Source organism: Actinoplanes sp. NPDC051537 (assembly GCF_055586105.1).
In genome coordinates this window covers 1-21,273 of record NZ_JBVJIU010000033.1, presented here as the reverse complement: position 1 = coordinate 21,273, position 21,273 = coordinate 1, and the positions used below count along the sequence as shown (strand labels likewise).

The window sequence follows — 21,273 nt, the reverse complement described above, 5'->3', positions numbered from 1 at the left end:
AGTACCCGGACGTGATTTGACGGGAGAAGTGGTAAACGCACCACCCCTTCGGACTACCGGTCGTTGGATGGGGTAACGAGCAGAAACATGAACGACCGGAGGATCAGAGATGGCCGATACGGAGACGGTCGCGACGTCGACGATCGCCGTGCAGCGCGGCGATTGGAGCGGCTTCCCGCCGGAGATCGCCGCCATGGTGGCCCCGCCGGTCACGGTTTCGGCCACCCCCGTCGGCCGTCCGGTCGGGCCGTGGCGAAAAGCACAGTTAGCCAGGTCACGCGGGAACATGCCGGTGACCCGGCACCGTCGGCCGACCAGGTAGGTTGCGCGCCATGACGGTCGTGCATTCGATCCGCCGCGCCTGGCTCACCACGGGGAGCACCGGCGCGCAGAACTACGACGAGTTCGCCGACGACGCCGAAATCACCGCCATCATCTCCGCCAACCCGCACAGCGCGCTTGCCATCGAGATGCCGCACCTGGCGCCCGAGTCCGTCGGCAAGTCGTTCAGCGATTCTCTTCCCGACGCGGTGGCCCGGCTCGCGCTGGAGCGCGCCGAGGGCGGCTACGAGCCGGCCGAGCACGTCGTCGTGCTCTATCGGATCACCGCGCCGGGCGAGCCCGCCGCGTACGGCTTGTGGAGCATGGTCGACACCGACCAGATCTCCGCCACCGCCGACGAGGCCGGGCTGGTCATCCGCAACGAGGAAGTCTTCATCGAGAAGGTCCGCGAGCGGGTCGCGCTCGCGAGCGCGCTGGGGACGCTGTTGTCGCCGGTGCTGCTGCTCCAGACGGCCAAGGGCGACGAGCTGCACGCCGCGCTCGCGGCCGCCACCGACGCGGCGGGGGAGCCCGTCGCCACCGACGTCGACCAGACCGGTCGCACGCACGCGATCTGGGCGGTCGGGCCCGGGGCGCTGCAGGACGAGCTGACCGCGCTGGCCGGCGGCGGGGAGCTGGTGGTCGCCGACGGCAACCACCGCAGCCTGGCCGCGCAGACCGGGCGGCTGCCGCGCTTCCTGGCGGTGGTCACCACGCCCGCGTCGGTCGCGATCCAGCCCTACAACCGGCTGATCAGCGAGCTTTCGCTTCCGCTCGGCGAGATGCTGACCCGGCTGCGGGCGGCGGGGGCGTCGGTCGAGGAGCTGCCCCGGCCGGCGGCGATTCCGGGCAAGGGCACGATCGAGTTGTACGCGGCGGGCCACACCATCGTCGTGACGCTGCCCGCCGATCCGCAGTTGCCGGCCGTCGAGAACCTCGACCACGCGCTCGTCGAGCGGGTCCTGCTCGGCGACGTCCTCGGTCTCGACCCGGGCGACAAGCGGATCTCCTACATCGGCGGCGACTACCCGGCCGAGTGGCTGCGCGGCGAGGTCGACGGCGGCCGCGCCGAGCTGGCCGTGCTGATCGCCCCGGTGACGGTCGGCGACTTCGTGACGGTCAACCTCGAGCGGCAGAAGCTGCCTCGCAAGAGCACCTGGTTCACCCCGAAGGCGCGGGGCGGCCTCGTGCTGGCCCAGCTCGACTGATGCTCGACCCCCAGGTGACGGCGGCGGCCTCGATCCGCCGCCGTCCGCCGGCTTCGCTCACCGACCCGTACGAGAAGCTGCTCTTCACCCGCCGGGCGATGGAGGAGGCGGTCGACGAGGAGTGCGGCCCGGCCGTGCCGCTGGCCGTGGTGGCGGACGTGGACGCTCACGGCGTGCCGTGCCGCCTCTACGCCACGAAGGTGGACGCGCCGCTGTTCGTCTACCTGCACGGCGGCGGGTGGTGCTACGGCAGCGTCGAGACCGTCGACCGGGTCTGCCGGCGGATCGCGGCTCGCTCGGGCTGCGCGGTCCTCTCCGTGGACTATCGGCTCGCTCCCGAGCACGTCTTTCCCGCCGCGCTCACCGATGTCGAGACCGTCCTGTCCTTCGTCCGGAAGTCCGACATCGGCGTGGACCCGTCGCGGCTGGCCATCGGCGGGGACAGTGCCGGGGGCCAGTTGGCGACCATTGCCGCTCGTCGTCAGCGGGACTTTGGTACCCCTTTGGACCACCAAGTACTGATTTATCCGGCGCTTGATCCGATGATGGCGTCGCCGTCGTTCGATGAGCTCGGGTCGTACGGCCTGGACCGGGCCTCGATGAAGCTGGCGTGGGAGACCTACGTCCCCGACCCCATGCAGCGGCTCACCCCCGACGTGGCCATCTTCGCCACGCCGGATCTGTCCGGCATGCCGCCCACGCTGATCATCACCGCCGAGTACGACGCGCTCCGCGACGAGGGCGCCGACTACGCCGAGGCGCTGCTCACGGCCGGGGTGCCGGTGGTGCACACCCGCTACATGGGGATGAACCACGGCTTCGCCCGCCGGCTCGCCGTGATCGACGCCGCGCGCGCCGCGACCGACCAAGTCGCGTCCTCGCTGCGCGGTGCGCTGACCTTCTGAGAGACTTCCGATATGCGTGTCTACCTGGGTTCGGACCACGCCGGTTACGAACTGAAGATGCACCTCGTCAACCACCTGACCAAGCAGGGCCACGACGTCGTCGACGTGGGACCGCACGTCTACGACCCCGAGGACGACTACCCGGCCTTCTGCCTGCACACGGGGGCCAAGGTGGTCGCCGACGAGGGTTCGCTCGGCATCGTGATCGGCGGCTCCGGCAACGGCGAGCAGATAGCAGCCAACAAAATCGACGGCGTACGCGCAGCCCTCGTCTGGCGCACGGAGATCGCCCAGCTGGCCCGCCAGCACAACGACGCCAACATCATCAGCATTGGCGCCCGAGAGCACACCCTCGACGAGGCGACGGCGTTCGTGGAGGCCTTCCTGGCGACGCCGTTCTCCGGGAACCCGCGTCACGCCCGGCGGATCGACCAGCTGAGCGAGTACGAGCAGACGCGCAAGCTGCCGGAGTTGCCGGCCTCCTGAGGTTGGTGTGGTCCTCCGGGCGGGTGGTGGTGCGCCATCGCCCGCTGGAGTGGGTCGGGGATTGTGTTCCTGTTCCGGCGTCGCTGGGCCGCTGGGCCGTGCTTCCACCCCACCCCTAACTGGGTGGGGCTTACCGTACGGCCTGGCTACGACATTTTTCTGCGGTCATCCACAGGTCGATTTCGCGGGCGGTGGGTCAGCGGTTGCGGGGGAGATCCTCGCGGGGGACCCAGTTCCGGCGGACGATCGTCAGGTTGCGGTCGGCGTCGGCCAGCTGTTCCTCGCTCGGGCGCGCCGCGTCGCGGGCTCGCATGGCCGCGCCGACGCTGACCTGCGATGAACCGGAACCCACCAAACCTCGCAAACCTCGCTCGGCCTCGCGGTCGTCGCCGGGTGGGCCTCCACCGTTGCCGTTCCCGGTGGGAGCACCCGCTCCGGGGTAGGGCCGGCGGCCCTGGGCCGGGCGCGGACTCCGGTCGCCCGGGAAACCGCTCGCCGGGGCCGGTCGAGCGGCTGGGGTGGCCGGCTCGGTGGTGCTGCGGCTTCCGGGATCCGAAGGGCTCGCGATAGAGCTGCCGGCGTCCGAGCCAGGGGAACTCGCGGTCGGGCCATCAGCGCCAGGGGTGCCCATGGCCGAGTTACCGGCGCCGGAGTTGTCCGCGGCCGCGCCGACACCCGAGCCGCCTGCGCTCGAGCCGGCGGCACCGGACCAGCCCACGCCCGACCCGCCCACACCCGAGCCGGCGGCATCCGAGCCGCCCGGAACCGAGCCGGCGGCATCCGAGCCGCCCGAAGCCGAGCCGGCGGTGCCCGAGCTGCCGGCCGCCGGGGCAGCGGTATCGGCCGCGTCTGTAGCGGCTGGGTCGGCGATCTCGCCGGTCAGTGCGGTGGGCGTGTTGGTGGCCGGGTCGTCCGGGGGCGGGGCCGCCGCGGCGGACGAGGAGGAGGGACGCACGCGGCGGCGTCGGCGTTCGGGCTCGGCCATGTCGCCGACGGTACCGCCGCGGGGGTCACTCAGAACACCTCGATGGGATTTGGCTGGCGGTGCCAGCCGAAGGCGGCGTCGGGCACGTTGGCGGTCAGCGCGCGGGCACGGCCCGCCGCGATCAGCGCGCCCAGGGACGTGCCGCCCAGGTAGAGGGCGCCCAGGTCGGTCACCGAGAGGGCCACGTCGGCCGGCTCCTCGGTGCGCACGCAACGGGCCTTGTCGGCGGTGGCCGGCGCGGTCAGGCGCCAGCGGCCCGTGTTCGAGGCGAGCAGCGGGTCGGTCACCTCGAGGACGGCGTCGACCGGCGTCAGGTAGCGGCGGGCCTCGAGGGCGGCCGGCAGGTCGAGGATGCGCACCCAGAGGGCCTCCTCGTACTTCCGGCCCAGCCGCCGCGGCTCGTCGAGCAGGTACTGCAACGGCTCGTCGAGCGCGCCGAAGTCATACGTCAGGGTGCGCGCCAGGTCGATGCCCAGCAGGAACCGCCAGAGGGCCGCGTAGACCTCGGGGTCGTCGGCCGCCACCTCGCTGACCCGCACCTCGGCGTCGGGGCCGAACTCGTCCCAGCGGCCCTTCGTGCGCCACAGGGCGTAGCCGGCGGGCCTGCCCGACGCGTCGTCGCAGAGCACGGCGCGCAGGGCCGTCCCGCCGCCGCGGTGGTCCTTCGGGTCGGCCAGGCGGTACTCCCACCACTTGCCGGGGCGGCTCGACCAGCCGACCCGGGTGGCGCGGACCCGGTCGAACACCTCGGCGATCTCGGCGCTCGCCCTCTTGGGGTCGACCAGTCGCAGCCGCCGGCCGGCGCCCGGCGCCTCGGGGCGGACCCGCAGCTCGCGGGTCATCGCCTGGAACGACAGGACGGCGCAGGCCGCACCGTAGCCGAAGCGCGGATAGATCGTGGTCTCGCTGGCCCAGAGCACCGCGATCGGCTCGCGCCCGGCCTCGGCGAGCTCGGCCAGCTGGCGGTGCATCAGCGCGGTGAGCAGGCCGCGCCGGCGGTGGGTGGGCGCCACGCCGACGCCCGTGACATGCGCGGCCGGCACGGTCCCACCGGGCACGCTGAGGTCGCGGGTGAGCGCGGTGGTATGGCCGACGACCGTGCCGGCGTCATCGGCCACGAGCGACCGCTCGGGCTCGAAGGTCAGCAGCTCGCGGGCCCGGTCTTCGTCGTCGAAATCGTGATGGAACACGTAGTTCAGCAGGTCCACGATCGCGTCGTGGTCCTCACCGGTGGCCTGTCGCAGACGTACGGACTCGTCCATGGCCTTCTGTGTAACGGACTCGTCGCGTAAGAGCGAACGATTTGCGGGCTCGCTACTCTCGATGCGGGGGCGCGAGTCATCAACCGAGGGGGAGCAATGCCGGAGCAACCGCAGTGGCATGAGCGGACGCTCGACATGCCGCCGCAGGACCCGTGGGCCGAGCAGGCCGCGGAGGAGAAGACTGCGGTGGCGGGGGAGACGCCGCCGACATACAACCCGTTCACGCAGGGCCGTGCCCGGGTCGACCCGCAAGCGCACAAGCCGCAGCGGTACGCCGAGCACGAGCCGACCGGGGTGGGCTGGCCCGGCGCCGGGGCGCCCGCGACGCCGCAGGGCATGAGCTGGCGCTGGAGCGACCTGCGCGGTGGCAGCGAGTGGACCACGGCGGCGGTGCTGTTCGCGTTCGTCTGCTGGGGCATCTGGGCGCTCTCCGGCGGCGGACCGCTGCTCACCCCCGTGATCGTTTTCCTGGTCACGCTGATCGTCGCCGTCGGCGTCTTCTGCCTGGCCCGCGTCGTGGGCTACCTGGTGATCGAGCGCCAGCTCGGCCGCCGGCGCCGCAGCGCCCGCGGCTCGCACCTGGTGACCGCCCTGTTCCTGGCCGGCGTCGCGATCGCCGACCTCCAGCAGACCGAGTGGGTCATGACCGCCTATCACTGGGTGATGAACCACCTCAACAGCTGACCGTGCGCGGCTCCGAGACGTGCGCGTGGACGATCCGCCACCCTTCCGGGAACAGGACCCAGCTCTGCGACTGGCGGCCGAGCACGTCGCTGCCCGGATAGGAGAACAACGTCGTCACGACGACGGTGCTCATCCCGTACGCGCGAATGGTCGTGTCCTTGAGACGACGGCCCGGCGGCAGGGGTCCCTGAGCGAGTCGCCACCGAGCCTGTTCCTCGATCCCGTCCTGCTGGTCGGCGATGCCGAACCGGATCGCGTACCCGGCGAAGAAGCTCAGGATCGCCTCGACATCGTTCGCCACCAGGGCGCTCTCGTAGGCCTCGAACGCCGCGGTGACCTCGGCGATCGGATCAGGAGGAAGCGAGCGCGGGTACGCCATCGGCCGGTGCCTCCTCGTCGAGCGGTTTCTCGTCGGCGTCGGGCACCCGCGGCGCCGGCCGGGTCAGCGCGAACAGCACGCACACCGCCGCCAGGAACAGATAGCCGAGCGTGACCTGCCCGTCGGCGTTCCACCGCACCTTCTCGGCGTGGATCAGGCCGACGAAGGTGAGCACCGCGCCCGCCCCGGAGAAGATCGCGGCGTGCCAGAACCGTTTGTCGATGATGAACGCGACGATCGCGCCGAGCACCAGGCCGGCCAGGATCGCGCCCTCGCCGAGCGTCTTCAGCCCGTCGTAGACGACGCCCGCCCCGGCCAGCGCCTCCGTGCCGACCTGCGCCGCCGACGTGCCCGCCGCCGCCAGCGCGTTGTCCATCATCCCGGTGGCCCACTGCGCGATGTTCGGGATGAGCGCGGCGACCACGGCGGCGGCGTGGGCCCGCGGCGAGGCCTGGAACGCCTGCGCGCCGATCAGCAGGCCGATGTAGAGCAGGATCGGCACGATCGCCGGCGTCGGGAAGATCGCACCGAGCAGGCCGAACAGCCCGAAGAAGCAGAGCAGCGCGATGACCACGCCGGTCGCCATCGAGTAGCCGGTACGGCCGCCGGCCGCCTTCCAGCCGGGGTGGCCGACGTAGACGGCGGGCGGGAACGGCGAGCCGAGGCAGGAGCCGATCACCGCGCCGGCGCCGTCGGCCAGCAGCACGCTGCGCAGGTTGTACCGGTCGCCGGCGGTCGCCGCGCTCTCCACGTTGGTCATCGCCTCGGTGAAGTTGTAGACGCCGAGCGGGATCGCCGTGGCGAGCAGCGGCGCCATGTCCTTGAGCCCGTCGATCAGCAGGCCGATCTTGAGGTGCGGGAACGCGAACGCGATGTCCTTGGCCGCGGCGGTGACGTCGGGCGCGCTCATGTAGCCGCCGATCCAGCCGATCGCGGTGCCGACCAGCAGCGCGGCCAGGCCGATCGGGATGTTGTAGGGCAGCCGGATGTCGGTGAGCAGGCCGATCAGCAGCAGGCCGAAGACCGGCAGGGCGATCCACGCGGCCCGCCACATGTTGCCGGCCGGGTTCATCGAGATGAACGTGATCGAGATGCCGGCCAGGGTGCCGAGGAGCGCGGCCCGCGGGGCATATTTCCGGATGTAGGGGCCTACGAACGCCCCGATCAGGACGATGACGCCGATGATGAAGGCCCACGCGATGCCCGCGGTCCAGGCGGCCACCGGATTCTTCGTGTTCAGGTAGATCGGCAGCATGATCACGAAGATCACGATGAACATGTGCGGGACGCTCGGGCCGTACGGCATCGCGGTGACGTCGGCGCGGTTCTCCCGCGCCGCGAGCCGCCGGGCCAGGTACGTGTAGTAGATGTTGCCGGCGACCAGCGCGATGCCCAGCGCCGGCAGGATCACGCCGAAGACGTCGCCGGCCGGCATCTTGATCACGCCGATGCAGAGGCCGGTGAGGGTGAGCACGTTGACCAGCACGTTGACGCCGAAGCCGAAGAAGGCGTTCGTGTCGCCGCGGACCCAATACGGAAGTTTGGCGGTTTCTACCGACATGTCTACTCCTGGATGGCGGAGATGAGCGCGGGGGAGGAGGCGACCCAGCCGAAGATGCCGCCCTGCGCGGCGATCATCTGGAGGCCGGTCTCGTGGAACTCGGGGAAGTAGGAGCCGACGCAATCGGCCAGGACCAGGCACTCGTAGCCGCGGTCGTTCGCTTCCCGGACGGTCGTGTGGACGCAGACCTCGGTCGTCACGCCCGTGACGACGAGGGTCTTGACGCCGAACTTGTCGAGGACTTCGGCCAGATCCGTCGCGAAGAAGGCGCCCTTGCCGGGCTTGTCGATCACGGGCTCGCCCTCGCGCGGCGCGAGCTCGTCGATGATGTCGTGGCCGTACTCGCCGCGGATCAGGATGCGGCCGAACGCGCCCGGATCGCCGATGCGCATGCTGGGTGCGCCGCGCGAGAGTTTGGCCGGCGGGCAATCCGACAGATCGGGCAGGTGGCCCTCCCGCGTGTGGATGACCGGCAGGCCGGCGGCGCGCCAGGTTTCGAGCAATGCCGCGAGCGGTGCGATCGTCCGCCGCAGCCGGGAGACGTCGTTGCCGAGCGACTCCCCGAACCCGCCCGGCATGAGGAAGTCGCGCTGCATGTCGATCACGATCAGCGCGGTGCTGTCCGGGTCGAAGGTGAACGGCCCGGGCTCGGCGTCGACGACCGGCATCTCAGGCCTCCGTCCCGGCGATGACGTCGTCCGCGGTGGCGACGCAGCCGAAGACCCCGCCCTGCATGGTGACCATGTGCAGGGCGGCCTCGTGGTTGGCCGGATCGGTCGCGCCCGTGCAGTCGCTGAGGATCAGGCACTCGAATCCGCGGTCGTTGGCCTCGCGCATGGTCGTGTGGACGCAGACGTCGGTCGTGATGCCGGTCAGGATCAAATGCGAGATGCCGCGCGTACGGAGTACCAGGTCGAGATTCGTGGCATAGAAGGCGCCCTTGCCGGGCTTGTCGATGACGACCTCGCCGGCGATCGGCGCCACCTCGGGGACGATCTCCCAGCCCGGCTCGCCCCGGACCAGGATCCGGCCGCACGGTCCGGCGCCGCCGATCTCGGCGCCGATCCGCGCCGACCGCCACCGCTTGTTGGCCGGCAGGTCGGACAGGTCCGGGTCGTGGCCCTCCCGGGTGTGGACGACCAGCATGCCGAGCTCGCGCGCGTGCGCCAGCAGCCGGGCGGTGGCCGGCAACCCGGCCCGGGTCAGCTCGATGTCGTACCCCATCGAGTCGACGTAGCCGCCCTTGCCGCAGAAGTCGGTCTGCCAGTCGATGCAGATCAGCGCCGTCCTGCCGACGGGCACCGACCCGTCGTACGGCCACAGGTACGGGTCGGCCTTGACCGGCCCGATCGTCGCGGTCATCGGTTCGCTCCTCTCATCCGGTAGTTCCGCCAGCCGCCGCCGGCGGTGATGTCCAGGGCGCCGGCCGTCGCGTATCCCTCGCAGAGGAAGCCGGTGACCTCGGCGCCGTCTTCGAGCGCGACCCGGCCGAGGCCGAGCGGCGCCCGGATCCCGGCCAGGAACCCGCCCACCTTCGCGGCCGGCAACCGCCAGAGCTCGACCTCGATGGCGGCGCCGCCCTCGTCCGCCCGGACCAGCCCGGGCACGCCCGAGGGCAGGCGGTAGAGGCGATAACAGGGCGCGGTACGGGCGGCGCCGAGCAGCGTCGCGCCCCGCTCGAGCAACTCGCCGTTGCGGGGCTCGCCCGAGAGGTGGAGCCCGGCCACGGCGATCGTCATGCGGTCGTCGGCCGGCGGTAGCGAGCGGGCGAGCAACGTCAGCGTCTCGTCGCTGAAGGCCGGGCCGAACAGCGTGATCGAGGCGGGCCGGCCGTCGGCGGTGAACCCGTTCGGGACCGTCACCGCGGCCAGGTCGAGCAGGTTCGCGAACTGCGTGTAGCGGCCCAGCACGAGGTTGCGGCCGATCGGGTCCTCGGCGATCTCGGCCCGCGTGAAGGTGGTGCCGATCGTGGGCAGCGCGAGCACGTCGATTCGCTCCCACAGGCGGTCGGTCGCGCGCTTGAGCTCCCGGAGGCGGTGCTGGGCCCGGAAGGCGTCGGCGGCGGTGAACGCGTACCCGCCCTCGAGGACCCGCCGCGTCACCGGCAGCACCGACCCGGGGTTCGCGGTCAGGAAGTCGCCGAGATCGGCCAGGCGCTCGGCCACCCACGGACCGCGATACAGCAGGTCACCGGCCTCCAGCAGCGGCCCGACGTCGACGGTCTCGTCGCCGGTGAACCGGGCGAACGCCTTCTCCTGCCCGGCGTCACCGAAGAAATCCAGCTTTTCCGGTACGCCGACCCGCGGCGCCGTTCTCAGCGGGCGCTCGCCGCGCCGGGACCAGGGGTCGTCCCGCTCGAAGCCGCTCGCCACCCGCGTGACCCGGTCGGCCAGCGCGACGTCGGGGGCGAAGACCGAGACGCAGTCCAGCGATCGGCAGGCCGGCACGACGCCGCGCGTGCTGAGCAGGCCGCGGGTGGGCTTGATCCCGACGATGCCGTTGAGCGCGGCCGGAACGCGGCCCGACCCGGCGGTGTCGGTGCCGAGCGCGAAGGCGACCGTGCCGTCCGCGACGGCGACGGCCGATCCCGAGCTGGAGCCGCCGGAGATCAGCCCACCGCCGAAGACGCTTTCCGGGATCCCGTACGGCGAGCGCGTCCCGGTGAGGCCGGTGGCGAACTGGTCGAGGTTGGTCTTGCCGATGACGATCGCGCCGGCGTCGACCAGGCGCTGGACGACGGCCGCGTTCCGGGCCGGCCGGTAGGCGAAGTCCGGGCAGCCGGCCGTGGTGGGCAGGCCGGCGACGTCGATGTTGTCCTTGACCGCGAACGGGATCCCGGCCAGGGGGAGCGACGGGTCGATCTCGCCGGCACGTTCGCGCAGCTGAGCGGCCGTGAAGGTGCTGATCCAGACACCCTCGGCGCCGGTCAGCCGGGCGACGACCTCATCAATCTCCACACCGTCGATTGTCGACAATCCTGTTTCGGAACAAGCCTCGTTGTGTAACGCGGTCGTTTCGCTACGTCAGATAGGCGCGGGCGCCGTGCTCGCCCAGGGCTCGCGCCACGGCCGCGGCATCGCCGGTCTCGACGGCGGCGAACAGGCGCTCGTGGCGGTGCACCCCGTCCTCGGCCCGGGCGGCCTCGGCCTCGCGCCGCATGTTGACCGCCATGTAGAGCTGGATGCGCACCAGGACCGACTCGTAGAGGCCGGCCAGCTGCCGGTTGCCGCCGAGGCGTACCACCTCGACGTGGAACTGCCGGTGCGCGTTCGCGAGCTCGAGCCGGTCGCCGGTCCCGGTCGCGCGGCGCATGACGTCGAGCGCCGCCCGCAGGCCGGTCAGGTCGGGGCTCTCCGGCATCGCCGCCACCGCGTGCCGCTCGAGGACGTCGCGCACCTCGTACAGCTCGCGCACGTCGTCGTCGGAAAGGGTGGCCACCCGCACGCCGCGCCGGGGGATGTGCTCGACCAGCCCCTGCTGGGCGAGAAGCCGCATGGCCTCGCGCAGCGGCGCCCGGCTGATGCCCAGCCGGCGGGTCAGCTGCTCCTCGACCAGGCGCTCGCCCGGGTCGGTCCGTCCGCTCAGGATGTCCCGCCGCAGACGATCGACGGCGAGCTCGACGAGACTGTACGTCTCCAGCTCTCCGTCGCTCACCCTTGGTAGTGTGCCAGCCCCTATCGGCCGTCCCGATCGGGGTCGTCGGACCGGCTCTCCGCGTTGCTGTCGGACTTGCTCTCCGACTTGCGGGCGCTCGGCCACACGGCCACCACGATCATGGCGATGCCGATCACGATGAGTAATGCCCAGACCCACGTCACCCGGCGGACACTACCGTTCCGGCCCCGGTCACCCCAGGGCCGGAACGGTGGAATCCGTCAGCTCGTGAAGTTCTTGCCGGTCTCCACCAGCGTCTTGAGATCGCTGAGGATCCAGGCCCAGCCGCCGCCGGCCCCGCCGTCGTCGGTGCCGGCCACCATCGCGGCCGTGGCCGGCGCGCCGACCAGCTCGTGGGTGACGGTCAGCTTGCAGACGCCGGGCTGGGTCTTGGCGTCCTCGATCTCGTAGGTCAGCGTCGTGAACGGCTCGGCCGCCGTGGTCGGGTCCATCAGCATCCGCCAGGTCTGCACCAGCCGCCGCGGCGGGTCGGCCTCGAGCACCTCGCCGTCGATGATCGTGTCCGGGACCGGGAAGCCGTTGGCGGCCCCGAAGTCCTTCATCTCCGGCGAGGCGTTCGCGTGGAACGAGCCGCCCTTCGACAACTCGTAGTAACTGGGCGCCTGGTACGCGTACCGGGAGTTCCACTCCGGATCGGTGATCGCGGCCCAGATCCGCTCCGGCGACGCCTTGATCCAGACCCGGTACACCTGGGTCGTCAGGGCGGTGGTCGTGTCGGTCATGGCTCTTGCTCCAATGCGTTCTTGAGATCGACGAGGGACGTGACGTGGTGCTCGGTGTACTTGTCGATCCACCGGTCATGGATCAGCCGGATCGGCACGGGGTTGAGAAAGTGCAGCTTCTCCCGCCCGGACCGGCGCGTGACGACGAGACCCGCCTCCTCGAGAACCTTGAGGTGCTTGGCCACACCGAAACGCGTCATCTCCAGCTCCGACTCGAGCTCTCCCAGCGAGCGGCCGTCCCTCTCGAAGAGCAGATCGAGCAGGAAACGACGGCTCGGATCGGCGAGCGCCTTGAACACCCGGTCGTCGTCTTCCATGACGCTAAGTTATGTGACCTTTTGGTCACCTGTCAACACCGAGACTGCTCCCGCCGCCGGGATCCGGGCCCGGTTATCGGGTGGTGCGGCGCATCGTCCGTCGCAGCTGGAGGATCCGGGCCGCGCCCGCGGCCAGCGCCACGACCGCGCCGGCGACACCCGCGATGAGCAGGGCCAGGGCGGTCGGGATGCGGCCGTCCATCCACAGGAAATGGACGTCGATCGGCGCCGTGTTCTGACCGATGAAGACGATCAGCAGGATGACCACCACGATGCCGGCCCAGACGCCGACCCAGGCGGCCCGGATGCGGGTGAAGGGCGCGGGCGCCCCCACGTGCCGGCCCGGCGTCGGCTCGGGTCCGGTGCCGGGTCCCGGCTCACGTCCCGTTTCGGGCTCCGGCAGCGCCGGCGGTTCGGGCGGCAGCGTCATGGGCGGAGATTGCCCTGTGTGACAACTTGCTAATCCCCGGTCAGATTTAAGGACCTCCTAATAGACCCGCATCGAAGGTGGGCGTTACGTTGACGGCCGGAATCACTGGAAACCTTCAAGTTTGGAAGTGCTCCCAGTTCCGCCGGCACGCTCCCGTCAGGGGGTGCATCACCTCGCCCCGGCGGCGGAGTTCTTCCTCTCCGTCGGAGTTGAGACGGCACAGCGCCGGGTGGCGGCCCGGCGCTGTGCCCCCTTAAGGCTTCCTTCATCGTCGGCGCGCCAGCATCTCCTGCTCGAGCCGCCAGCTCTCGCCGCCGTCGTCGGAGATGTAGCCCAGCCAGCGGAAGCTCTCGCCGGTGACGTCGGTGAACAGCCATCGGATCGGCCGCCCGTCCGGGCCCGCGCCCTCCTGCGCGATGCCGCCGTCGTCGCCGGCCCGCCCGGTGAGCGCGGTGGTCGAGCCGGTGGGGGAGAACCAGACGATCGCCCAGGTCTTGCTCGCCGCGTCGTAGTGGCGGACGGTGCTGCCGGTGACCCGCACCGGGTAGCCGTCCGGCCCCGGCGCCGTGAACCACATGACGTCCTGCACGGTGTGGCCGGCCAGGGCCCACCCGAACGTCCACACGACGGTGCCGCGGACCCACTCGTCGCGGTCCTCGAGGTAGTAGCGGTTGGTCACGTCCCAGGCGCCGACCAGCCGGCCGTAGAGGTCCATCTCCTGCTCGTGCCCCGGCCACGGCCCGGCCGCGGCGAGCTCTTCAGTCATGCCCATGCCGCCAGGGTGCGGTGCTCACCGCGTACGCGTCTTGAACGAATTTGTCGTTAGGTTGGAGGTGTGCTGGAGCACCGGGTCCTGCTGGAGTCGCCCGTCGCGCGGGTGGCGGCGGTGCGCTGTCCCGGTGGCCACGCGTGGAGTCCCGAGGAGCCGGTGTCGGGGGACGGGATCGTGCTGATCCGGCGCGGCGTCTTCCTCCGGCGCGCCGACGGGCGCGCGGCACTCGCCGACGTCACCGCCGGCTACCGGCAACGCCGCGGTGAGGCCCAGCAGATCGCTCATCCGGCGGGCGGAGATGTCTGTACGTCGATAGCCGTCCCGGACGAGCTGGCCGACCGCTTCGAGAGCCGCGTGCCGGTGTCCCCCGCCGCCGACCTCGCCCATCGCCGCCTGCTCGCCGCCGCCCCCGACGACCGGGCCGACCTGGTGGCCGACCTGATCGCGGCCCTGCTGCCCGAGCCGGCGGCGCCCGCATCGCACGGCGCGGTCGACGACGTACGCGTGCTCCTGCATACCGACCCGGATCTCGGCCTCACCGAACTCGGCCGTGCCGTCGGCTGGTCACCCTGGTATCTGTCCCGCGTGTTCCACCGTGTCGTCGGGTGCACGCTCCACGCGTACCGCCGCCGCCTGCGTGTCCGCGCGGCGCTCGATGAGCTCCCGGCCTCGCCCGACCTCGCGACCTTGGCGGTCCGGATGGGTTTCGCCGACCAGGCGCATATGACGCGGGCCGTCCGGGCGGAGACCGGCCACACCCCGGCGGCTCTGCGCCGCGCTCTCGAGATGGGTCGTGACCAGGGGTGATGCGTGGAGCGGGCGACGAGAATCGAACTCGCGTAATCAGTTTGGAAGACTGAGGCTCTACCATTGAGCTACGCCCGCGTGGCCCCGGTTGCCCGGAGCACGCCCGTCAGCTTACTGAATCGCTCTACGCCTCTGCGAACGGGCCGCCCGAATAGCACTGGCCCACTAGGTGACTCCAGCGCACGTCGGCGAAAGCGGACCGCATACACTGGCCAGCGCCACGGGGTGTGGCGCAGCTTGGTAGCGCACTCGCTTTGGGAGCGAGGGGCCGTGGGTTCAAATCCCGCCACCCCGACTGACGACAACTACCCGCAGCAACAAGGAGTACGCCTGTGAAGAGCACCGTCGAGACTCTGAGCCCGACCAGGGTGAAGCTCGCCATCGAGGTGCCGTTCGACGAGCTCAAGCCGAGCCTGCAGAAGGCGTACCGGGAGATCGGCGCGCAGGTGCAGGTGCCGGGCTTCCGTCGTGGCAAGATCCCGGCCGCCGTGATCGACCAGCGGGTCGGCCGTGGCGCGGTCCTCAACGAGGCCGTGCAGGAGGCGATCCCGCAGCAGATCCTCGCCGCGGTCCGTGAGCACGACGTGAAGACCCTCGGCCGCCCCGAGGTGGAGATCACCGAGTTCGCCGACAACGCGCCGCTCAAGTTCACCGCCGAGGTCGACGTCCGTCCCGAGATCACCGTGCCGGACCTCAAGACCATCTCGGTCACGGTCCCGGCCGTCGAGATCGGCGACAACGAGATCGACGAGCAGATCAACGGCCTGCGCGAGCGCTTCGCCACGCTGAAGACCGTCGACCGGCCCGCGGCCGAGGGCGACTACGTGCAGCTCGACCTCAACGCGACCGTCGACGGGGAAGAGGTGCCGGGCGGCTCGGCCACCAACATCTCCCACGAGGTCGGCAGCAAGCAGCTGCTCCCGGGTCTCGACGAGGTCCTCGTCGGCCTGGTGGCCGGCGCCGACGCCGAGTTCACCACCCAGCTCGTGGGCGGCGACTTCGCCGGCCGCGACGCCGAGGTGAAGGTGACCGTCCGCAGTGTCAAGGACAAGCAGCTGCCCGAGATCGACGACGAGTTCGCCCAGCTGGCGAGCGAGTTCGACACGCTCGAGGAGCTGCGCGGCGATCTGCGCGAGCGGCTGAGCCGGGTGAAGAAGGTCGAGCAGATCTACGCCGCCCGCGACGAGGCCCTCAAGCAGCTCGTCCAGGCCGCCGACATCCCGGCGCCCGAGGGCGTCGTCAAGGACGAGGTCGAGGGCCGCAAGCAGGCCATGACCGACCAGCTCGAGCGGATCGGCGCCACCCTCCAGGACTACCTCACCTCCGAGGACAAGACCGAGGAGCAGATCGACCAGGAGCTGACCGAGGCGGCCGAGGAGGGCGTCCGGATCCAGCTGCTGCTCGACACGGTCGCCGACGCCGAGGACGTCCAGGTCTCCGACGACGAGTTCGGCCACGAGATCGTGCACCGGGCCCAGCGCGCCCAGATGCAGCCCCAGCAGTACTACGACCAGCTCGTCCAGTCGGGCGCGGCGGCCGCGGTCTTCGGCGACGTGCGCCGGGGCAAGGCGCTCGCCTCGGTGATGGAGCAGGTCGAGATGAAGGACTCCGAGGGCACCGTGCTCACGCTCGACGACCTGCGCGAGGCCTCCGAGGCCGAGCACGAGGGTCACAACCACTGAAATGACGCTGCAGCCACGGGCCCGGCCGGCATTCCGGCCGGGCCCGTGCGCTGTCAGCGAACACCTGCCCGAGCGGGAAGCTGATGCTCATTCGACCGGTTAGGTTGGTCGTACGACGGACAACCTGCCGGCCGGAAGCTCGGCCGACACAGTCAGCTGTGAAGGGCTGCCATGACCGATCTCCACATCCCCGCGAGCCCTGTGCTGCGCGGGGGCGACACCCTCAGTGGCAACCTCGACGACTCGGTCTTCAACCGCCTGCTGCGCGAGCGCATCATCTTCCTCGGCAGCGAGGTGACCGACTCGGTTGCCAACCGCATCTGCGCGCAGCTGCTGCTGCTTTCCGCCGAGGACCCCGAGCGCGACATCCACCTGTGGATCAACTCTCCCGGTGGTTCGGTCTACTCGGGCATGGCGATCTACGACACCATGCAGTTCATCGACAACGACGTTCAGACCGTCGCGATGGGCATGGCCGCCTCGATGGGGCAGTTCCTGCTGTGCTCCGGCGCCGCCGGCAAGCGCTTCGCCCTGCCGCACGCGCGCATCATGATGCATCAGCCGTCGGGCGGCATGGGCGGCACCGCCGCCGACATCGCCATCCAGGCCGAGCAGATGCTCTACACCAAGCGCATGTTCCAGGAGCGGATCTCGTTTCACACCGGTCAGACTCAGGAGCAGATCGAGGCCGACTTCGACCGGGACCGCTGGTTCACGGCGCAGGAGGCGAAGGAGTACGGCTTCATCGACAAGGTGATCACCGGGGCCACTGAGGTCTCCGAGGGCGCCGGAACGCTGAACTGAGGAGCAGAACTATGACCGACCTGACCATGCCTCCCGGGTTCGCTCCGGTGCACAACCGCTACGTTCTCCCGTCGTTCGTCGAGCGCTCCTCGAACGGAATGATGAAGGAGACAAACCCGTACAACAAGATGTTCGAGGACCGGATCATCTTCCTCGGCGTCCAGGTGGACGACGCGTCGGCCAACGACGTGATGGCCCAGCTGCTGACGCTGGAGAGCTCCGACCCGGACCGCGACATCCTGATGTACATCAACTCGCCCGGTGGCTCGTTCACCGCCATGACGGCGATCTACGACACCATGCAGTACGTGCGGCCCGACATCTCCACGGTCTGCCTCGGCCAGGCGGCCTCGGCCGCCGCGGTCCTGCTGGCCGGCGGCTCGGCCGGCAAGCGCATGGCGCTGCCGCACTCCCGGGTGCTCATCCACCAGCCGGCCACCGAGGGCGGGTACGGCCAGGGCTCGGACATCGAGATCCAGGCTCGCGAGATTCTCCGCATGCGCACGCAGCTGGAGGAGATGATCGCTCGCCACTCCGGCCAGCCGGTCGACAAGGTCCGCAAGGACATCGACCGCGACAAGATCATGACCGCCGACGAGGCCAAGGAGTACGGCCTGGTCGACGTGGTCCTGGCGACTCGTAAGAAGAGCCTGCAGTCGGTCGGCTCCGGCAGCTGACGCCGCGTTGTCGGGGGCCGGCCGGTGCGAGTTAGACTGGCCGACCCCTGACACGCCCGTTTTGGGGGGTCGGAGAACTGCCCCTTTGCGGGTAACGTCGAGGCAGCAGCCTCAGTTACGCGGTTCGGCAGACGATGAGATGGCAACGAGGCAATTAGGTCCTCGCGTCAGGGGTCGGCATCAGCCGGCCGATGAGCCCAAGGAGAACGTAGGTGGCACGGATCGGCGACGGCGGCGACCTACTGAAGTGCTCCTTCTGTGGGAAGTCCCAGAAGCAGGTCAAGAAGCTCATCGCGGGCCCTGGCGTTTATATCTGCGACGAGTGCATTGACCTCTGCAACGAGATCATCGAAGAAGAGTTGGCCGAAACCGGCGAAGTCAAGTGGGAAGAACTTCCCAAGCCGATGGAGATCTGCGCCTTCCTCGATAACTACGTGGTGGGGCAGGAACAGGCCAAGAAGGCACTCTCGGTAGCGGTCTACAACCACTACAAGCGGATCCAGGCCGAATCGAGCGGCGCGCCGGGCAGCGGTAGCGACGTCGAGGTGGCCAAGTCCAACATCATGCTCATCGGCCCCACCGGCTGCGGTAAGACGCACCTGGCGCAGACGCTGGCCCGCATGCTCAACGTCCCGTTCGCGATCGCGGACGCCACGGCGCTGACCGAGGCCGGCTACGTCGGCGAGGACGTCGAAAACATCCTGCTCAAGCTCATCCAGGCCGCCGACTACGACGTCAAGCGGGCCGAGCAGGGCATCATCTACATCGACGAGGTCGACAAGATCGCTCGCAAGAGCGAGAACCCGTCGATCACCCGCGACGTCTCCGGTGAGGGCGTCCAGCAGGCCCTGCTGAAGATCCTCGAGGGCACGGTGGCGAACGTTCCGCCCCAGGGCGGCCGTAAGCACCCCCACCAGGAGTTCATCCAGATCGACACGACGAACGTGCTGTTCATCGTGGGCGGCGCGTTCGCCGGCCTCGACCGCATCATCGAGTCGCGGGTCGGTCACGGCGGGGTCGGCTTCGGCGCCCACCTCCGCTCGATCTCGGAGCGCAACACCGACGACATCTTCAGCAAGGTGATGCCGGAGGACATGCTGAAGTTCGGCCTGATCCCCGAGTTCATCGGCCGCCTTCCCGTCATCACGACGGTCCGCAACCTCGACCGCGAGGCGCTCATCAAGATCCTCACGGAGCCGCGGAACGCGTACGTGAAGCAATATCAGCGTCTTTTCGAGCTCGACGGTGTGGAGCTGGAGTTCGACTACGACGCCCTCGAGGCCATCGCCGACCAGGCCATGCTTCGCGGCACGGGCGCCCGCGGCCTCCGCGCGATCATGGAAGAGGTCCTCCTCTCCGTGATGTACGAGGTGCCGAGCAACCCCGACGCCGCACGCGTGGTCATCACCGGCGAGGTAGTCCTGGAGAACGTCAACCCGACGATCGTTCCCCGGGAGTTCGTGGGTCGCCGGCGTCGCCCCGACCGCGAGGAAAAGTCCGCCTGATTCTCTCTACGTGCGCCGCCGAGCCTTCGCTCGGCGGCGTTCGTCTATCCCGCGCGGCTAGTCTGGCGTCATGCGCGTAGCCGTGTGCCAGCTCAACTCCCGTGACCAGCGCGACCAGAACCTCGCCGCCGCCCGTGGGCTGCTCGAGCGGGCGGCCACCGCCGGCGCGCAGCTCGCCGTCCTCCCCGAGTACACGGACTACCTGGGCCCCGGCGACGGCGCGCCCAAGCCCGAGGGCCCCGACGGCGAGTACGCGACGTTCTTCGCGACCGCCGCGCGCGAGCTCGGCATCTGGGTGCACGCCGGCTCCTTCCACGAGATCGGCCCCGACGACCGCCGCACGTACAACACGTCGCTGGTCTTCAACCCGCACGGCGAGCTGGTCACCCTCTACCGCAAGATCCACCTGTACGACGTGGAGATAGCCGGCCGCGTCTCCTATCAGGAATCCCGCGGCGTAGCCCCCGGCGCCGAGACCGTGGTGGCCGACGTGGCCGGCGTCCGCACCGGCTTGTCGATCTGCTACGACCTGCGCTTCCCGGAGCTGTACCGCCGCCTGGCCGTCCAGGGCCAGGCGCGCATCCTCGTGGTGCCGGCCGCCTTCATGATGCACACGGGCCGAGACCACTGGGAGGTCCTGCTCCGAGCCCGCGCGATCGAGAACCAGTGCTACGTGGTCGCGGCCGCCCAGATCGGCGACCACGAGCCCAGTCGCACCTGTTTCGGCCGCAGCATGATCGTCGACCCCTGGGGGACGGTGCTGGCCCAGGCCCCCGACACGGTGGGCGTGGTTACGGCCGATTTGGACCTCGCGCGGTTGGAGCAGATCAGGACCGAGCTGCCGAGCCTCGCGAATCGCCGGTTGCTCGACTGAGCGCTGGTTCTTTTCTCTGCGGGGCCGTTGCGGTGTGCGGCCTCGCGGGTTTCGCCTGGGGTTCCTTCCCGCTGGTCTTGCATTGTCGGGCCGGGCCGGGCCGACGTCGCTTGGCCGCGCGCTGTTGGGTCTCGCCTCGCGGTTGCGCGCCGTTGGGTCTCGCCTCGTGGTCGCGCACCGCTGGGTCTCGTCCGGGGTCGCTTGTCTCGCCCCCGGGACCTTGCGTCGTTCGCCTGCGTCTCGCGTCGCTCTCGTCTTGCCCCGCGTCCCCAGCGTCGCTCTGTCTCGGTTGGAGTCCCGCTTCGCGCCTCTCGCCCGGGGTGGCGCCTCGTTCGTCCCGCAGTTTTGTTTCGCCGTGGCCGCCACCTCCCCCACCCCTGTTCTGGGTGGGCATGAGTTAAGCGGGTAGGACCGACAATTTCCGGCCGTTGTCCACAGTCGCGGGGTGGGTGTCCGGGGTCACAAAAGCTGGATCAAGTAGCTGACCACGGCCAGGCCGATCACGGCGGACCCGGTGAGCAATAGAGCGCCGCCCATGCGAGTGGGGCCGCGGCGAATGATCCTCGATACCGACACGACGATCGTGACCAGCACGAGCGCCCCGATGACCAGCTGCCACAGGGGGACCAGAAGGTCGAGGAGCGCGTCGGCGGCCAGCGTCGGGGAGGAACCCATGCGCCCACTCTGTCACGGCCGGCGCGGTGGGCGGGGGGCCTCGCCGGAGCGATACACACGGGGGTCGATTTGCATCGGGCGCGGGTGATCACGTAACTTTCTCTCTGCCCGCGGGAAACCCGGACGGAACGCCACGAAGGTGACGAACCACCAGGTCTAAGGCAGGCAGCGGAGGTACGCGTTAAGCTTGCCGAAGCGCCGGGCGATGGTGGCACGGAGATCCGGGTGACCGGGGATTTGCGCCAACGAGGTCGACCGGGTAGAGTTACAAAGCCCGCAGGGAACCGGGCGGACTGATCGTTCAGCGATCGTCGGCCGGTCTTGCGAGGCCACCTCTACGACTCACCCGCTTTCGAGCGGGCGCGTTTTGTGGGGAAAACATTTGGGCGGTGCCGGCAAGATCTTGGATCTTGTGCAGGCGAGGCCGACCGGGTAAGTTTGAGCGGTTGCCCCGAGGGCGGGTTTGCTTCGGGTGTGGTTGTTCTTTGAGAACTCAACAGGGTGCTTGTAAAGCCAGTGCCAATTATGTTTTTTCCCTGGCC

The 21,273-nt window shown here is 70.1% G+C and carries 25 protein-coding genes and 2 tRNA genes; 12 read left to right on the top strand and 15 right to left on the bottom strand.

The window, feature by feature from the left end:
• Positions 1 to 109: 109 nt before the first annotated feature.
• Genes ACZ6TB_RS46900 through ACZ6TB_RS46885 form a run of 4 tightly spaced genes read left to right on the top strand, consistent with a single transcriptional unit; the run spans position 110 to position 2,920 of the window.
• Positions 110 to 322 (top strand): hypothetical protein, encoded by a 213-nt coding sequence (locus ACZ6TB_RS46900; RefSeq protein ID WP_465567753.1) that lies wholly within the window; start codon positions 110 to 112, stop codon positions 320 to 322.
• Between the two features lie 10 nt (positions 323 to 332).
• Entirely contained in the window at positions 333 to 1,529 is a 1,197-nt protein-coding gene (locus ACZ6TB_RS46895; RefSeq protein ID WP_465567750.1) for a DUF1015 family protein, read from the top strand.
• A complete protein-coding gene (locus ACZ6TB_RS46890) occupies positions 1,529 to 2,434 on the top strand; it encodes an alpha/beta hydrolase (RefSeq protein WP_465567747.1) in 906 nt (301 codons plus the stop codon). The genes ACZ6TB_RS46895 and ACZ6TB_RS46890 overlap by 1 nt, the downstream gene beginning before the upstream one ends.
• A 12-nt stretch (positions 2,435 to 2,446) precedes the next feature.
• On the top strand, positions 2,447 to 2,920 hold the full coding sequence (locus tag ACZ6TB_RS46885; RefSeq protein WP_465567744.1) for a ribose-5-phosphate isomerase: 474 nt from the start codon (positions 2,447 to 2,449) through the stop codon (positions 2,918 to 2,920).
• Positions 2,921 to 3,116: 196 nt separating this feature from the next.
• On the opposite strand, the gene ACZ6TB_RS46880 is transcribed toward ACZ6TB_RS46885, so the two are convergent.
• Complete coding sequence (locus ACZ6TB_RS46880; protein ID WP_465567853.1) at positions 3,117 to 3,488, bottom strand: hypothetical protein; 372 nt, start codon at positions 3,486 to 3,488, stop codon at positions 3,117 to 3,119.
• A gap of 446 nt (positions 3,489 to 3,934) precedes the next feature.
• Positions 3,935 to 5,167 carry a GNAT family N-acetyltransferase gene (locus ACZ6TB_RS46875; RefSeq protein ID WP_465567741.1) on the bottom strand — a complete coding sequence of 411 codons (1,233 nt, stop codon included), beginning with the start codon at positions 5,165 to 5,167 and terminating at the stop codon, positions 3,935 to 3,937.
• A gap of 96 nt (positions 5,168 to 5,263) precedes the next feature.
• Between ACZ6TB_RS46875 and ACZ6TB_RS46870 the strand changes: the two genes are divergently transcribed.
• Entirely contained in the window at positions 5,264 to 5,851 is a 588-nt protein-coding gene (locus ACZ6TB_RS46870) for a DNA-directed RNA polymerase II (RefSeq protein WP_465567738.1), read from the top strand.
• Here the strand turns inward: ACZ6TB_RS46870 and ACZ6TB_RS46865 are convergent.
• The 11 genes from ACZ6TB_RS46865 to ACZ6TB_RS46815 all read right to left on the bottom strand — a co-directional run bounded on the left by ACZ6TB_RS46865 (position 5,841) and on the right by ACZ6TB_RS46815 (position 13,707).
• On the bottom strand, positions 5,841 to 6,230 hold the full coding sequence (locus tag ACZ6TB_RS46865; RefSeq protein WP_465567735.1) for an AtzH-like domain-containing protein: 390 nt from the start codon (positions 6,228 to 6,230) through the stop codon (positions 5,841 to 5,843). The two genes, ACZ6TB_RS46870 and ACZ6TB_RS46865, sit on opposite strands and share 11 nt — an antisense overlap.
• A complete protein-coding gene (locus tag ACZ6TB_RS46860; RefSeq protein ID WP_465567732.1) occupies positions 6,202 to 7,791 on the bottom strand; it encodes a regulator in 1,590 nt (529 codons plus the stop codon). Before ACZ6TB_RS46860 ends, ACZ6TB_RS46865 begins: the two co-directional genes overlap by 29 nt.
• A gap of 2 nt (positions 7,792 to 7,793) precedes the next feature.
• Positions 7,794 to 8,459: a cysteine hydrolase family protein gene (locus ACZ6TB_RS46855; protein WP_465567729.1), complete on the bottom strand. Its 666-nt coding sequence runs from the start codon at positions 8,457 to 8,459 to the stop codon at positions 7,794 to 7,796.
• Position 8,460: 1 nt separating this feature from the next.
• A complete protein-coding gene (biuH, locus tag ACZ6TB_RS46850) occupies positions 8,461 to 9,153 on the bottom strand; it encodes a biuret amidohydrolase (RefSeq protein WP_465567726.1) in 693 nt (230 codons plus the stop codon).
• Positions 9,150 to 10,748, bottom strand: a complete 1,599-nt coding sequence (gene atzF / locus ACZ6TB_RS46845; RefSeq protein ID WP_465567723.1) for an allophanate hydrolase — start codon at positions 10,746 to 10,748, stop codon at positions 9,150 to 9,152. The genes biuH and atzF overlap by 4 nt, the downstream gene beginning before the upstream one ends.
• Positions 10,749 to 10,809: 61 nt before the next feature.
• A complete protein-coding gene (locus ACZ6TB_RS46840) occupies positions 10,810 to 11,445 on the bottom strand; it encodes a GntR family transcriptional regulator (protein ID WP_465567721.1) in 636 nt (211 codons plus the stop codon).
• A 20-nt stretch (positions 11,446 to 11,465) separates the two neighbouring features.
• Positions 11,466 to 11,609, bottom strand: a complete 144-nt coding sequence (locus tag ACZ6TB_RS46835) for a hypothetical protein (RefSeq protein WP_465567718.1) — start codon at positions 11,607 to 11,609, stop codon at positions 11,466 to 11,468.
• Positions 11,610 to 11,666: 57 nt separating this feature from the next.
• Entirely contained in the window at positions 11,667 to 12,188 is a 522-nt protein-coding gene (locus ACZ6TB_RS46830) for an SRPBCC domain-containing protein (protein WP_465567715.1), read from the bottom strand.
• Positions 12,185 to 12,505 carry an ArsR/SmtB family transcription factor gene (locus ACZ6TB_RS46825; RefSeq protein WP_465567712.1) on the bottom strand — a complete coding sequence of 107 codons (321 nt, stop codon included), beginning with the start codon at positions 12,503 to 12,505 and terminating at the stop codon, positions 12,185 to 12,187. The genes ACZ6TB_RS46830 and ACZ6TB_RS46825 overlap by 4 nt, the downstream gene beginning before the upstream one ends.
• 73 nt (positions 12,506 to 12,578) lie before the next feature.
• Positions 12,579 to 12,935, bottom strand: coding sequence for a lipopolysaccharide assembly protein LapA domain-containing protein (locus tag ACZ6TB_RS46820; RefSeq protein WP_465567709.1), 357 nt, complete (start codon positions 12,933 to 12,935; stop codon positions 12,579 to 12,581).
• 265 nt (positions 12,936 to 13,200) lie between these two features.
• A complete protein-coding gene (locus ACZ6TB_RS46815) occupies positions 13,201 to 13,707 on the bottom strand; it encodes a hypothetical protein (protein ID WP_465567706.1) in 507 nt (168 codons plus the stop codon).
• Between the two features lie 63 nt (positions 13,708 to 13,770).
• Between ACZ6TB_RS46815 and ACZ6TB_RS46810 the strand changes: the two genes are divergently transcribed.
• The gene (locus ACZ6TB_RS46810; RefSeq protein WP_465567703.1) at positions 13,771 to 14,514 is read left to right on the top strand and encodes a helix-turn-helix domain-containing protein; all 744 of its coding nucleotides are present in this window, start codon (positions 13,771 to 13,773) and stop codon (positions 14,512 to 14,514) included.
• Positions 14,515 to 14,518: 4 nt separating this feature from the next.
• On the opposite strand, the gene ACZ6TB_RS46805 is transcribed toward ACZ6TB_RS46810, so the two are convergent.
• Positions 14,519 to 14,592, bottom strand: a tRNA-Gly gene (locus tag ACZ6TB_RS46805).
• A 143-nt stretch (positions 14,593 to 14,735) separates the two neighbouring features.
• On the opposite strand from ACZ6TB_RS46805, the gene ACZ6TB_RS46800 reads away from it, so the two are divergent.
• The 6 genes from ACZ6TB_RS46800 (at position 14,736) to ACZ6TB_RS46775 (ending at position 20,056) form a co-directional block, all read left to right on the top strand.
• Positions 14,736 to 14,809 (top strand) — tRNA-Pro (locus tag ACZ6TB_RS46800).
• A 37-nt stretch (positions 14,810 to 14,846) separates the two neighbouring features.
• The gene (tig, locus tag ACZ6TB_RS46795; RefSeq protein WP_465567700.1) at positions 14,847 to 16,196 is read left to right on the top strand and encodes a trigger factor; all 1,350 of its coding nucleotides are present in this window, start codon (positions 14,847 to 14,849) and stop codon (positions 16,194 to 16,196) included.
• Between the two features lie 171 nt (positions 16,197 to 16,367).
• Entirely contained in the window at positions 16,368 to 17,000 is a 633-nt protein-coding gene (locus ACZ6TB_RS46790; RefSeq protein WP_465567697.1) for an ATP-dependent Clp protease proteolytic subunit, read from the top strand.
• A gap of 11 nt (positions 17,001 to 17,011) precedes the next feature.
• The gene (locus tag ACZ6TB_RS46785; protein WP_465567694.1) at positions 17,012 to 17,677 is read left to right on the top strand and encodes an ATP-dependent Clp protease proteolytic subunit; all 666 of its coding nucleotides are present in this window, start codon (positions 17,012 to 17,014) and stop codon (positions 17,675 to 17,677) included.
• A gap of 212 nt (positions 17,678 to 17,889) precedes the next feature.
• The gene (clpX, locus tag ACZ6TB_RS46780; protein ID WP_465567691.1) at positions 17,890 to 19,182 is read left to right on the top strand and encodes an ATP-dependent Clp protease ATP-binding subunit ClpX; all 1,293 of its coding nucleotides are present in this window, start codon (positions 17,890 to 17,892) and stop codon (positions 19,180 to 19,182) included.
• Positions 19,183 to 19,252: 70 nt separating this feature from the next.
• Positions 19,253 to 20,056, top strand: a complete 804-nt coding sequence (locus ACZ6TB_RS46775) for a carbon-nitrogen hydrolase family protein (RefSeq protein ID WP_465567688.1) — start codon at positions 19,253 to 19,255, stop codon at positions 20,054 to 20,056.
• Positions 20,057 to 20,515: 459 nt separating this feature from the next.
• On the opposite strand, the gene ACZ6TB_RS46770 is transcribed toward ACZ6TB_RS46775, so the two are convergent.
• Positions 20,516 to 20,731 (bottom strand): hypothetical protein, encoded by a 216-nt coding sequence (locus ACZ6TB_RS46770; RefSeq protein WP_465567685.1) that lies wholly within the window; start codon positions 20,729 to 20,731, stop codon positions 20,516 to 20,518.
• Between the last annotated feature and the right edge of the window lie 542 nt (positions 20,732 to 21,273).